Source organism: Buchnera aphidicola (Meitanaphis elongallis) (assembly GCA_039830015.1).
Taxonomy (GTDB): domain Bacteria; phylum Pseudomonadota; class Gammaproteobacteria; order Enterobacterales; family Enterobacteriaceae; genus Buchnera_B; species Buchnera_B aphidicola_AU.
On record CP140033.1, the window covers coordinates 118,977 to 133,307 of the forward strand.

Below are 14,331 nucleotides of genomic sequence, written 5' to 3' on the forward strand. Positions count from 1 at the left end.
TAGTTGAATCGTGTATTCCTTTCAAAAATTTCACTATTTTAGTAGATGACATAATGTTTAAAAAAGAGATTTTAGTTAATATAGGACAAATAGTACTTGTGTGGTCAAGTTTTAGTATTTAGGCTATAAACATGTAGCTCCAATATATTCTTATATCTAGATTAATTATAGAAATTTCATATAAGGAGTTTTAATTTTTTTTTAAATAAATGTTTTGGTGTTGTTAATATAAGATCTGACGGAAAGGATAAATAAATTGGTTTCATTTCAATAGATAATTATAAATGTATGAGTTTTGATGAACTGTTCTAAATTATTTATAATATTGAAATAATTGGATTAGGAAGAGTTAGATTTTATCTTTTAAAAACTAAAATACTTTATTAAAAAGTATGTACTTTAGTAGTAAATGCTGCTGAAAGCGAATTGTATGTTGTTTCGAACGGTTGTTTAATACAAAATTTCTCAAAAAATTATACAAGGATGTCAAATTGTTATGTGAATTTTAAAGATTAAATATGTTTTAATTACTATGGAGGAGGATAAAATTTAGTATATGTTATAACAAAAAACAAGAATTAAGATTTTTGATAGGTTTTGAAATATGTAAAATAAAGACAAAGTATTCATTTGGAGGTAGTGGGCAGTTACAGTTAATAAAGACATTATTTTAATAAAGAAATTTTTTTGGAAAAAGTTTAATAGGCTTAGGAATAGTTATATTTAATATTTCTACTATTTTTTTAATTAAAAAGTGATATTGAATAATGAATTTTTAACTGAAAGGATTATAATCCTTATCAGATAGACATTTATTATATCAAAAAATGTTTTAATTTGAATTGGAATTCCTATTCGTCAATGTGTTAACTAAATTTGGAATTAACATTGAGAATAATAGAATTATTATGGGAAGACCGATATTTGGATTAATAATTGATAATACTAGTTTTTCAGTTCTAAAAGCTACTAATAGTATTTTATGTTTTTTAGCACTTAGGCGTAACTATAAGTAACTAATTAGAATGTCTTTGCATTTGTTCTACTGTTTGTTCCACAAGTAATGTCCTTATGCGTTTGTTTCCAGAATAAATTGTATTTTATAGTCGATCTTGTAATCATAATCAGTTTTAACCATCATATTGCATGAATGAATGTATTGAATATGGAGTTTGTGAATAAGTGTGTCTAGTAATATTTCTCTTTTAACTTATTTTAAACGAGAGAAGACACGATTAAATGAAATAAAGTGCAAGAAAAATAGATCTAAAAATTTAAAAATCGTTTTATCTCATCAATTTAGATTGTGTTCTTCAGGATTAGTAAAAAACGTTTTATATTTTAATCATATCTTAAATGAAGAGCTTGATAAATATGTTACTCGTAGTAATATTTTAAAATATACAATGATAGAGAAATGTACTTATATGTGGAAAATGGAATTTGAAGTTTCAATTTTAGAGTTGAATTAAAAAGAAACATTGAATAACTTATTAATATATAACAATATTGTTTGTATATTATATAAATTAATTTTTAATATATGATTATGGATTATCGATATACAAAAGTTAGTGACATCTATGTTTGTAGAAATACTAACAATATAATGTTATTAGTAACATCAGTTATGATAATCAGGTATAATAATAGAATGTTATTATTTTACGATAGCAGTGTTAATTCAAATACTATTTTCTAGTATTTTATCGATAATATTTGAGGGGTGTATTTTAAAGTTATGTAAAAAATTTATATATGTGAATTTGATTTTTCTTTGATATTTAGTTGGAATTTTATTAGGACTTAGTTTATCTGCTTTTCTATCGTAGTGGATATCAATCTCAGGTTCATTTTTTTATTGCAGTAATTAAATAGCTATATGGAAGATTAGAATGTAATATATTTTAATCCTGTTATGTCAGGACATGCAATAACATTATTAACATCATTCCCTTTTTTAATAGTTAGTTGGCCTTTTCAAAACAGTTTGGTATTGTTCGATGTATTAGATATAAAAGATATTATTTCAGTTGTTTTTAATAGTTTAGAGAATTATCATGAATAATGTCAAAATTTGGCGATACATCTGTATTTATGATTCAAGTCACTCCTTTAGAATAAATTAAAATATAAAATAGAAATTGTTTAATAGAAATGTTATTGTTTTTACTTTTTCTTTAGATAATATAATTATTTGTTTTTATTGGATATTAATTAATTTTAGTTTTTTGATAGAAGGAATTTTTTTTATTAATGAAGAAAATTGTTTGTTGGAGATTTTTATCTAGTATTTTGCTATCTTTTATTTCTTTCTGTTTCTTAGATTTTTTTATCTTAAACAAACTGATATTTTTCCATTAATTTAATTATTTCTAGGTAAGTACTATATTAGGAATTTTTTGTTGCTACTGGGTTTTATTACGATTTCAGTTACTAAAATTGGACGTATAATATTTGGAGTTTTTATTGGGGTTTTAGTTTGGATTATGCGAACTTTGGAGATTATCTTGATATTATATCATTTTCTATGTTATTTTCTAGTTCTTTTGCCCTGTTAATAGATTATTATACTAAGTTTAGCATTTATTGGTAAAATAGAAGAATAATCATTTTAAAAAAGAACAATTTGATTACTATATTTTGTTTGTTGTTATTGTTACAGAAAGTAGTGTAGTTTCAGTTTACGTATTTACTAAATTTAAAATAATTTCACAAGAAGAAAGTTATCAACAAAAAATTTTAAATGCGATTATTTCTGAGAAGTCTTTTAATAATACAAAAATTTTACGTTTTTGTGAGTAATAAATTATTAGGAGATGAGAAAAATCATCGATTTTGGATGATTAAAAAAATAATAAATTAAAAGTAATGATTTTTGAAGTAATAGCATCAGATGGATATTTAGGAAATATAAGAGTGATTATTATTTTTAAACAACTAAGAACATAATTTTAGGTATTTGTATATTAGATCATAACGAAACCCCTGGATCAGGAGATAAAATTGATGTTTGTATTTTAAATCGGATTATTAAATTTTCAGGTATGATGTAGTTTTGAGATTGAATGATAATAAGTTTTCTTTGAAAAAACATGGAGGTAATATTGATTAATTTACTGGTAACTATTATTACTTCATTAGCAGTAATTAATTTAATTAAATGTGCTATTAGTTTGGCATTAAGATTTGACATTGAAAGAAGAAACAAGGCTTAAAATTTTTAATACTGATTATGAATCATTTTATTAAAATTTTAAATTATGGAATATGGACTAAGAATTTTATTATTAGTATAGTTATTAGGTTTGCTTCCTTATTTTGCCAGTTATAATAAATGTGGTTAATACTTTAGAATTAGAGGTATCAAAACATGTATTTTAGTATGTACTAATATAATATCAGTATGTAGATTTTGGATATCGAAAATATTTTTTATGTTCCTATTTATATAATGATTATTAGTATGCTGTAGTTAATTACTTCGATTCTTTAGTTCATGTATATTTGTTAAATTTGCGTCGATCTTTAGGTATTTTGTTCTTTTGATTATTATTACTTTTGTTATATGTAGTTGATCTGATTTTATGGTTATGTACAGAGTTTCATATTGGTTTCGTTTTTAGATAGATTTTTTAGGATTGGGATCTATTTTAGTAATTTTTTAGTTGGATTGATTAGAAAAATATTTAGAAATGGAATACTATTTTTTTTAGTTCTGAAAATTTATTTGGGTCTTGGTCTTGTATTTTGTATACAAGAATAATAAGTGTAAAGTATGTTGTATTATTTTTATATCCATTTAGTGCTTTTGTGATTTTAGGGTTTATTTTAGCTGAAATAAATTTTATAAATAATAAAATTAGTGTGAGTGATTGTAATTTATGCAAGAACACATGTTTTTTACGTCAAGGAGAAAACAAAAAGATTGAGTGAAGATAGATTAAATAAAATTTTATCAATTTTTTCTAAAGATAATCCTAAACCAAAAATAGAATTAAAATTTTCTTCAAATTTTGAATTGTTGATATCAGTAATATTATCAGCACGATCTACTGATCGTATGGTAAATGAAGTTACTAAAAGTTTGTATAGCGTTGCTAATACACCATCTTCTATTTTATTACTTGGTGTTAAGAATTTAAAAAAATATATAAAAAAATTAGGTTTGTTTAATAAAAAGTCTTCTAATATTATTAAAACTTGTACTATTTTATTACATAAGTATAAAGGAGAAATACCTAACAACATGTTGGATTTACAATCTCTACCTGGAGTAGGAAGAAAAACTGCTAATATAGTTTTAAACTGTATTTTTAAAGAAAAAACTATTGCAGTAGATACTCATGTATTTAGACTATGTAATAGAATAGGACTTATAAAAGAAAATACAGTTTTCAATACAGAAAAAAAATTACTTAAAATAGTTCCTGAACAGTTTAAATTGAATTTTCATAATTGGTTTGTTTTACATGGTCGTTATATATGTATGTCTAGATTTCCTAAGTGTTTTATATGCTCAATTAATCATTTATGCGGATTTAAATACAAGCGTATGTAATACATAATTTAATGATATAGTTTATAGTTTTTTACAATTTAAACTGTATGAATTTTTATTTGATATAATTTTGGATAAAGTAATTACTGTGTGAGATGGTATATTTTTTTGAAACGTCATGAAATGAACATGCTATATTACATTTGTTGCTATTTAGTAAAATTTTTAACAGTATGTTATGAGAAATAGTACGTTAGATTTTTTATTTTAATCGTTATGTATATTTGAATAAGTAGTTAAAATAATAATATAAATTTAGTATTAATAATATTATTTTAACAATTAATATGTTTTATATTTAATATAAGGATATTGTTATGTTTAAAATTAATTTAATTCATGAATTTAGACGTAGAAGTTTAATAAAACAAAGTACTAATGAAAAAAAATTAATTCATGCTATTGAAAACAATAGTATTACTTTGTATTGTGGTTTTGATATTACAGCAGATAGCTTGCATATAGGTCATATTTTGCCGTTATTATGTTTGAAAAGATTTCAAAATGCTGGTCATAAACCTATTGTTTTAGTAGGAGGTGCAACTAGTTTAATTGGTGATCCAAGTTTTAAAATTTTTGAAAGGAAATTGAATTCAATAGAATTAATTGATTCTTGGAAACAAAATATTACTAATCAAATTTCTCGTTTTTTAGATTTTGGTCCTGATTTTAATAGTGCAGTAATTGTAAACAATTATGAATGGTTTGAAGGTTTGTCTCTATTAAAATTCTTACGTTTGGTAGGAAAGCATTTTTCTGTTAATAAAATGATTGCTCGAGATGCAGTTAAAAAAAGAATTAGTCGTATAGATACAGGTATTTCATTTACAGAATTTTCTTATAATTTATTGCAAGCTTATGATTTTTCTATTTTGCATGATAGATATAATGTAACGTTGCAAATTGGAGGATCGGATCAATGGGGAAATATTATATCAGGAATTGATTTAATTCGCAAATTATATCGAAGTGAAACGTTTGGTTTAACGCTTCCCCTATTAACTCAGAAAAATGGAACTAAGTTTGGAAAAACAGAAAATAATACAATATGGTTAGATTCATATAAAACTAGTCCTTATAAATTTTATCAATACTGGATTAATATATCTGATTGTGATGTATATAAATTTTTGAAGTTTTTCACTTTATTAGAGATGTCAGAAATAGATTTAATAAAGTCTCATGCTTCTATTGAAGAATTAAATAAAGCTAAGTTGTTCTTAGCAGGATATCTTACTAAGATGATACATGGGAAAAGCGGAGAAGAATCAGCTAAACGCATTTCATCGTGTTTATTTTATAGGAATTTTCTAGATATGCAAGAATCTGATTTTCTTCAGTTGGAACAAGACAGCATGCCTTCAATTAAAGTATCTGGAATTCGAGATTTGCAACAAATATTAGTAGATTCTTGTTTAGCTTGTTCTCGTACTCAAGCTAAAAATATGATTATGTCTAATGCTATTGCTATTAATAATGTTAAGCAAAACAATGCGACATATGTTTTTTCAAGCAATGATATGTTGTTTAAAAAATATACTTTGTTATCTAGAGGTAAAAAAAATTTTTGCTTAATATGTTGGATAAAATGAATTAAATTAATGTAATTAATCATTTTTTAAATTTTTGTTTTAAAGATCAAGTTAGTGATTATATTTCAAAACTTTCACCGCAACCACAAAAGTTTTTTATTTTATTGTTATTAAATTTAAATACGTGGTTTATGCCTTCTTTTATAAAATCTATTTTTATTCCATCTAATATAGATAAGTGTTCTGAATGTATTAGTATTAATATATTTTTAGAAGTGAAGCTGATGTCTTTATGATGTATGTTTTCTATTAGTTCCATATAATATTTCATCCCAGCACATCCTGATTTTTTTATTCCTAATCTAATTCCTATCTTTTTTTCTTGTTTTATCAGTTTATATATTTGTTGTTCTGCCTTATGACTTATTTTAATTCCTTTCTTAGTTTGGTTATATTTTTGTTCAGAAGATAGTGTAAAATAATCATTTTTGCTCATTTTTATTCCTGTGTGAATAATATTAAACATATTTTATGTTTAGTACAAAAGAAGCGGTGCGGTTTAAGGTTTGGTATAAGATTATTTTAAGAGACATGATAACATTTAAATATTATCATATACAAATAAAACTTGTATATAAACATATGATGTTAAACAAGTATAATTAAAAGTTTTATCTTTTAAAAAATAAAATATTTAAATTTCTATAAATTTTTGATAATAATATACGTTGATTTTAAAAATATTATTGTATTTATGATGACTTTACAAATTTTTGTTGTAGAGTATATTATGATTCAATATTTTTTAATTGTATTTTTTTTCGATTTATATAATATTATTGATATATATAATAATTAAGGAAATATAAAGGTATAATATTTATATGCAAAATAAACGAGAAAGTATGGATTTTCTGCAAGCTATTTTTTCTCTAATATTTATTATTTTTATGATATTTTCTAGTTTATGGATTATGCGTCCATTTTTTTTAGGATTTGCTTGGGCTAGCATGGTAGTAATAGCTACTTGGCCTATATTTTTAAAATTGCAGTTTTTGTTTTGTGGAAGTCGAGCATGTGCTGTGATAACAATGATTATTATTTTACTATTAATTTTTATCATTCCTATTGTTTTTTTAGTAAATGGTCTGATCGATAATAGTGCATCAGTAATTAGTTGGTTAAATTCGGACAATGTAAAATTTCCTGATCTTTATTGGTTGCGAGATGTTCCTATTGTTGGGATTAAGTTGTTTGCTAGTTATAGAAGGTTATTGGAAGAAGGTGGTTTTGAATTAATTACTAAAATTCAACCATATATGGGAAAAACAACTGAATTTTTTATGATTCAAGTAGGTCATTTTGGACGTTTTATTATTCATTTAGTTTTAATGCTAATTTTTAGTTCTTTATTATACTGGAACGGTGAAAAAATGAGAAATATTATCAGACATTTTGCTGTTCGTTTAGGTTCACGTTCTGGAGACTCAGTAGTGTCGTTGGCTGGACAAGCAGTTAGAGCAGTAGCTTTAGGAGTAGTTGTAACTGCATTAGTTCAAGGCATTTTAGGGGGAATAGGATTGGTTGTTTCTGGGATTCCGTATGCTTCGTTATTAATGATGCTAATAATCATTTTTTGCTTAATCCAATTAGGTCCTTTGCCTGTATTAATTCCTGCAACTATGTGGTTATATTGGAGTAGTAATACTACTTGGGGTACAGTATTGTTAATTTGGAGTTGTATAGTATGTGTATTGGATCATATACTACGTCCTATTCTCATACGTATTGGAGCGGATTTTCCGACTGTATTAATTTTGTTGGGAGTTATAGGAGGTTTAATTGCATTTGGTATGATTGGTTTATTTATTGGTCCAATAGTATTGGTAATATCGTATCGTCTTATTTTATCGTGGATGGAAGAAATACCAGCTCCAGGCACTTTTTCGAAAGACTCAATAAAACGTTTTTTATTAAAAGATAAGATTAAAAAAAAATATTAGTAAATGTTTATTTAGAATTATTTACGTTTATTTTTACTAATATTGATTTGTATAGGAATATAAAATTATTTAAGCATTTTAATAGTTTTTATATATCGTGTTGTTTACTCTTGATGTATCGGGTGTAGTATGTACATACAATTTTATTAATAGTAACTTATGATGCAATTTATTAATAAGATTAATGTTTTTATTACGAATTTATAGTATTCCATTAAGTATAGTGTTAAGATTTTTTTGTATTAGTTTTTAAGATATGTTTTAAGGATAAGTAGTATATTATGTTTTTAAAAATTTTATGATAATCGTAGTATAGTTTTTGAAGTGTGTTAATCATTTCGTAAAAAACATATGTGTGTTTATTTTTATAGGATATGGCAAATAAATCTAATTTACGTTTTTAATATGCATGTAATAATTTTACTGTTATTTGTCAATAATAAATTAGTGCTGTTCATTAGAATTTTAGATGTTATAAAAATTTGAAATGATATTAAGTATTTCATTTTTGTAGCGTGTTTTTGCTTTAATGGTTATAATTGATTTATTGTGATATTGATAATAAATTTATTATATTATAGTATAAGAACGTATTTAGAGAAAAACATGAAAAAAACAGATGAGTTAAGAACAATACGAATTGATCCATTAATTACTCCATTTGAATTAGCAAAACGTTATCCTATTACTTCTTCTATTATGGATACTGTCATTACAGCTAGAAAAAATATAGCTAATATCATGACAGGAATGGATTCACGTTTATTAGTAGTAATAGGACCTTGTTCGGTTCATGATCCTTTAGCTGCAGTAGAGTATGCAAGAAGATTAAATGAATTGCGTAAACGATATTCTTCTCGTCTCGAAATTGTAATGCGTACTTATTTCGAAAAACCGCGTACTGTAGTAGGATGGAAAGGACTAATTTCAGATCCAGATTTAAACGGTAGTTTTCGTGTTAATCATGGTTTATCTATTGCGAGAAAATTACTTTTGGATATTAATGCGTTGGGATTACCAGCTGCAACTGAATTTTTGGATATAGTAATTGGACAATTTATAGCAGATTTAATTAGTTGGGGCGCGATAGGAGCACGAACTACTGAAAGTCAAATCCATCGTGAAATGGCATCTGCATTGTCTTGTCCAGTAGGGTTTAAGAATGGAACTGATGGAAATATACGTATTGCAATAGATGCTATTCGTGCTGCTAGTGTTAAACATTTATTTTTAGCACCTGATAAACATGGGAAAATGACTATTAATCATACTAGTGGAAATCCATTTGGACACGTCATTATGCGTGGAGGACAGTCTCCAAATTATCATGCTAAAGATATAGATTTAACTGTGAGATATTTACAAGAATTTAATCTTTTAGAATATTTAATGATTGATTTTAGTCATGGAAATTGTTTAAAACAACACCGGCGTCAATGCGATGTTGGGGAATCTATAGCTAAGCAAATAAGAGATGGTTCTACAGCTATATTTGGTGTTATGATTGAAAGTTTTATAGAAGAAGGTTCTCAGAAAGTAGTTGATAGTAAGCCGTTAACTTATGGGAAATCAATAACGGATCCTTGTTTGGGATGGAATGATAGTATATATCTTATTAAAAAATTAGCGGATGCTGTAAATAGTCGATTTTAATCATGTGATACCAGTCTTAAACTTTTAACTGGTATCTTTTATATATAATTATATTTTTTGATTAATTAATTTTTAAAATTTATATTTTATATGAATATATTCGTTGTTTATGTTCTTTAATTTTAATGTGTTATGTTTTATTTTGTAATAAATGAAATAAATAAAGTTTTTGAAGTTAAGGATGTGAGATGCCTGTTATTACGTTGTTCGATGGACGTAAATTCATATATAAAAATGCTATTTCAATATTGGATATTGTGAAAAACATTTCACCTAGTTTAGTAAAACATTGCTGTTTTGGATATGTTAATGGAATTAGTATAAGTAAACATGCTATCTTAGATTATGACGCTAATATTAGGATCATTTATGATAACGATATAATTTTTTTAAACATTATTCGTAATACTTGTGCTTGTATTGTTGGATATGCTGCAAAAGAGTTGTGGCCAAATTCAAAGATAGCCAACAATTCTATCACAGAAAATGGTTTTTATTGTGATATAGACGTAGATTTTGTGTTTAAAGATGCAGATTTGTGTTTATTAGAAGCTAATATGTTAAATATTTTTAAAAGAAAGTATAATATTTATATTGAAACAGTTACATGGAAGAAAGCGTATACTATTTTTTCAGATCATTCTGCAATATATAAATTATTAATTTTGAAAAATGATTTTAATATCGATAAGAATGTTTCTTTATGTATTCATCAAGAATATATTGATTTTCAAATTGGAATTCCACTTCCAAATATATCTTTTTGTCGTTATTTTAAATTGCAAAAATTTTCTGGTGTATATTGGAATGGGAAAAAAGAAAATAAAGTTTTGCAAAGAATTTATGGAACAATATGGCCTACATCCTATAAATTAAAACAACATTTAGAATATATAAATCAATCTGAACGAAGAGATCATAGAAAAATTTCTAAAATTTTGGATTTATATCATATTCAAGAAGAATCTCCGGGTATGATTTTTTGGCATCATAACGGTTTAATTATTTTTCGAGAATTAAAAAAACTTATACGTGAGAAATTGAAAGAGTATCGATATCAAGAAGTTAAAACACCGTTGATTATGAACAAAAAGGTTTGGAAAGATAGCGGACATTTAGACAATTATCAGAATTTTATGTTTATGACACGATCGGAAAATAGTGTATATGGAATTAAACCTATGAATTGCCCCGGTCACGTTTATATTTTTAATGATACTTTACGTTCTTATCGAGATCTTCCTATTCGTATTTCAGAATTTGGCAGTTGTCATAGAAATGAACCGTCAGGTTCTTTACATGGATTAATGAGAATTAGAAATTTTACACAAGATGATGCGCATATTTTTTGTAGAAAGGATCAAATTCGTAGTGAAATCAGTAGTTGTATAAAAATGATTTATGATATATATGAAGTTTTTGGTTTTGAAAAAGTTTTTGTAAAGTTATCGACTCGTCCAAAAAATAGGATCGGAAGTGATATAATGTGGGATCAAGCTGAAAGTGATCTAGCAATTTCATTAACGGAAAATAACATATCATTTGAATATCAAGCAGGAGAAGGTGCTTTTTATGGACCAAAAATTGAATTATCATTGTTAGATTGTTTAGGACGAATTTGGCAATGTGCAACTATACAATTAGATTTTTATTTGCCTAAAAATTTAGGATCATTTTATATTGATAATAAAAATTCAAAAAAAGTACCAGTGGTAATTCATAGAGCGATATTGGGTTCTATTGAACGTTTTATAGGAATTTTAACTGAGGAATATTCTGGAAATTTTCCAGTATGGTTAGCTCCTATTCAGGTTGTTTTAATTAGTATTAATGAACATCATGTTAAATATGTTGAAACATTATTTAACAATTGGTTACGTTTGGGTATACGAGTTAAATTGGATGTGAGAAATGAAAAGATAGGATTAAAGATTAGAACGTACGTTTTACAGAAAATTCCTTATGTTGTTATTTGTGGTGATAAAGAAATAGTTAGTAATACAATTACTGTTAGAACGCGATCTGGAAAAAGTGTTTCAATGGCAAATGTACAGTATTTTATTGAAAAATTAAAAAGAGAAATTATTAATAGAAATTTATATTTATCGGAGGAATAAAGTATTAAAGGCGGAAAAAGAATACAAATAACAAAACCAAATCGTATAAATCATGAAATTCGTGCTTTTCAAGTTCGTCTTACTGGTTTTGATGGAGAACAAATTGGTATTGTTACTTTAAGAGATGCTTTGACAAAAGCTAAGGAAGTGGCAATGGATTTAGTTGAAATTAGTCCTAATGCTGAACCTCCAGTATGTCGCATTATGAATTATGGAAAATTTTTGTATAAAAAAAGTAAAGCTTTCAAAGAACAAAGAAAAAAACAAAAAATAATTAATGTAAAAGAGATAAAATTTCGACCTGGGACTGATGAAAGTGATTATCAAGTTAAGCTACGCAATATAGTTCGTTTCTTAAAGGAAGGACATAAAATAAAAATTACTTTGCGCTTTCGTGGACGTGAAATGGTGCATCAAAAACTAGGTGTAAAAGTACTCAGTCGTATTAAAGATGATCTAATAGAGTTAGCTTTAATAGAAATATTTCCATCTAAAATTGAAGGTCGTCAAATGATTATGGTTTTGGCACCTAAGAAAAGATAAAAATTTTATAACGTATTATAATTAGGAAAATAGTCATTATTTATTTTTCTATTGAATTTCTATGCTAATTTTAAGTTGGAATATGACAATGCCTAGAATTAAAACTTTACGTAGTGCAGCAAAACGTTTCAAAAGAACTGCATCTGGTAAATTTAAACGAAAACAAGCTAACTTGAGACACATTTTGACAAAAAAATCTACTAATCGTAAACGACATTTACGCTCAAAAGTTATTGTATCTAAGGGAGATAGCAGTAAGGTACGCTTATTTTTACCTTATTTGTAAATTAAATTTAAATTCGTATTAAGAAAAGGAGAGCATAATATGGCTCGTGTGAAACGCGGAGTGGTTGCTCGCGCTCGTCATAAAAAGGTTCTAAAGAATGCTAAAGGTTATTATGGTGCACGGTCAAGAACATATAGATCAGCTTGTCAAGCTGTGATTAAAGCAGGACAATATGCTTATCGTGATCGTCGTCAAAAAAAACGTCAATTTAGAAAATTATGGATTATTCGTATTAATGCTGCAGTACGCAAAAATCAGATATCTTATAGTCAATTTATATATGGTCTAAAACAAGCATCGATAAATATTGATCGAAAAATTTTGTCTGAAATTGCAATTTTTGATAGTTATGCTTTTGATTCATTAGTGCAAACTTCTAAAAGTTTTTTGCAATGAAAACAAGTGTTTAGGAGGAAATGATCGGATCTCTCCTAATTTTAAAGAGTATTTAATAAAGAAAATAGGTTTTTGTAGAGTAATAAGAGTATTATAGTATAAATTTATGATTCACACTATCTAAAATTATTAGGTAATTTAAAAAAGCTTCCAATTTGGAGGCTTTTTAGCATAGTAAACGTTTTGCTGTTTTAGGGTTTATAGAATTTAATTGTTATTTATAATAGAGTAAGGAAGAATTGTGTTTAATTTTTTAACTTCGATAGAATTAGTGAGATCAGAAATAGAAAAAGTAGAAACATTACAGGAATTAAGTGTTTTGAAGTTAAGATATTTAGGAAAAAAGGGTTATATTGCTTTTGAAATGTTTAAATTACGCAATGTATCTTTAGAAAAGAAAAAGAAAATTGGTATTATTCTTAATAAGTTTAAAGATGATTTGAAAATAGAATTTGATAAACATAAAAAGAAATTGGAAATTTTGTCTAACAATATGTTGTCACAGACAGATTTTATTGATGTATCGTTAGATGGACGTCGTAATAATATTGGTTCTTTACATCCAATACATCATATGATCGGAGATATAGAAAATTTTTTTTTAAAATTAGGATTTAAAATTGTCAGAGGGCAAGAAATAGATGATGATTATCATAATTTTGATGCATTAAATATCTCAAAAAATCATCCAACTAGAACTGATCATGATACTTTTTGGTTCGATTCTAATCGTTTATTGCGGACTCAAACTTCTAATATGCAAATTAGATCTATGAAAGAAATGGCACTACCAATAAAAATTGTTGTACCAGGAAAAGTATATAGAAAAGATTATGATAATACTCATACTCCTATGTTTCATCAAGTTGAGGGATTGGTCATTAATAAAAATGTAAATTTTTCTAATCTGAAATGGATCATTGAATCATTTTTAAATTATTTTTTTTATAAACATGTTAATATTCGATTTCGACCTTCCTATTTTCCTTTTACGTTTTTATCAACTGAGGTAGATATTTTAGGAGATAATAATAAATGGTTGGAAATATTAGGTTGCGGTATGGTTCATCCTAATGTGTTAAAAAATGTTAATATTGATTCAGAAATGTATTCTGGTTTTGCTTTTGGTTTAGGAGTAGAGAGAATTGCTATGCTTCGTTATGGTATTACAGATATTCGTATTTTTTTTGAAAATGATTTAAAATTTCTTAAACAATTTAAATAAGGTGAGTATGTAAGT

At 25.6% G+C, this 14,331-nt stretch carries 12 protein-coding genes; 11 read left to right on the forward strand and 1 reads right to left on the reverse strand.

What is annotated here, in order from left to right; genetic code table 11:
* The first annotated feature begins 1,184 nt into the window (after window positions 1-1,184).
* The 4 genes from U0T58_00535 to tyrS all read left to right on the forward strand — a co-directional run bounded on the left by U0T58_00535 (window position 1,185) and on the right by tyrS (window position 6,153).
* Window positions 1,185-1,472, forward strand: coding sequence for a hypothetical protein (locus U0T58_00535; GenBank protein ID XBC42393.1), 288 nt, complete (start codon window positions 1,185-1,187; stop codon window positions 1,470-1,472).
* A 446-nt stretch (window positions 1,473-1,918) separates the two neighbouring features.
* Entirely contained in the window at window positions 1,919-2,068 is a 150-nt protein-coding gene (locus tag U0T58_00540) for a hypothetical protein (protein ID XBC42394.1), read from the forward strand.
* Between the two features lie 1,860 nt (window positions 2,069-3,928).
* Entirely contained in the window at window positions 3,929-4,561 is a 633-nt protein-coding gene (gene nth / locus U0T58_00545; GenBank protein ID XBC42395.1) for an endonuclease III, read from the forward strand.
* A gap of 317 nt (window positions 4,562-4,878) precedes the next feature.
* Window positions 4,879-6,153 carry a tyrosine--tRNA ligase gene (gene tyrS / locus U0T58_00550; protein XBC42396.1) on the forward strand — a complete coding sequence of 425 codons (1,275 nt, stop codon included), beginning with the start codon at window positions 4,879-4,881 and terminating at the stop codon, window positions 6,151-6,153.
* A gap of 58 nt (window positions 6,154-6,211) precedes the next feature.
* Here the strand turns inward: tyrS and U0T58_00555 are convergent, their stop codons facing one another.
* Window positions 6,212-6,589, reverse strand: coding sequence for an iron-sulfur cluster assembly accessory protein (locus U0T58_00555; GenBank protein ID XBC42397.1), 378 nt, complete (start codon window positions 6,587-6,589; stop codon window positions 6,212-6,214).
* 388 nt (window positions 6,590-6,977) lie between these two features.
* On the opposite strand from U0T58_00555, the gene ydiK reads away from it, so the two are divergent.
* The 7 genes from ydiK to pheS all read left to right on the forward strand — a co-directional run bounded on the left by ydiK (window position 6,978) and on the right by pheS (window position 14,316).
* Window positions 6,978-8,096 (forward strand): AI-2E family transporter YdiK, encoded by a 1,119-nt coding sequence (gene ydiK, locus U0T58_00560; protein XBC42398.1) that lies wholly within the window; start codon window positions 6,978-6,980, stop codon window positions 8,094-8,096.
* Between the two features lie 606 nt (window positions 8,097-8,702).
* Window positions 8,703-9,749 carry a 3-deoxy-7-phosphoheptulonate synthase gene (locus U0T58_00565; GenBank protein XBC42399.1) on the forward strand — a complete coding sequence of 349 codons (1,047 nt, stop codon included), beginning with the start codon at window positions 8,703-8,705 and terminating at the stop codon, window positions 9,747-9,749.
* Between the two features lie 188 nt (window positions 9,750-9,937).
* A complete protein-coding gene (thrS, locus tag U0T58_00570) occupies window positions 9,938-11,866 on the forward strand; it encodes a threonine--tRNA ligase (protein ID XBC42400.1) in 1,929 nt (642 codons plus the stop codon).
* Between the two features lie 3 nt (window positions 11,867-11,869).
* Entirely contained in the window at window positions 11,870-12,409 is a 540-nt protein-coding gene (gene infC, locus U0T58_00575) for a translation initiation factor IF-3 (GenBank protein XBC42537.1), read from the forward strand.
* Window positions 12,410-12,497: 88 nt separating this feature from the next.
* Window positions 12,498-12,695 (forward strand): 50S ribosomal protein L35, encoded by a 198-nt coding sequence (rpmI, locus tag U0T58_00580; GenBank protein XBC42401.1) that lies wholly within the window; start codon window positions 12,498-12,500, stop codon window positions 12,693-12,695.
* Window positions 12,696-12,734: 39 nt separating this feature from the next.
* Entirely contained in the window at window positions 12,735-13,091 is a 357-nt protein-coding gene (rplT, locus tag U0T58_00585) for a 50S ribosomal protein L20 (GenBank protein ID XBC42402.1), read from the forward strand.
* 241 nt (window positions 13,092-13,332) lie between these two features.
* Window positions 13,333-14,316: a phenylalanine--tRNA ligase subunit alpha gene (gene pheS / locus U0T58_00590; protein XBC42403.1), complete on the forward strand. Its 984-nt coding sequence runs from the start codon at window positions 13,333-13,335 to the stop codon at window positions 14,314-14,316.
* Window positions 14,317-14,331: the final 15 nt, after the last annotated feature.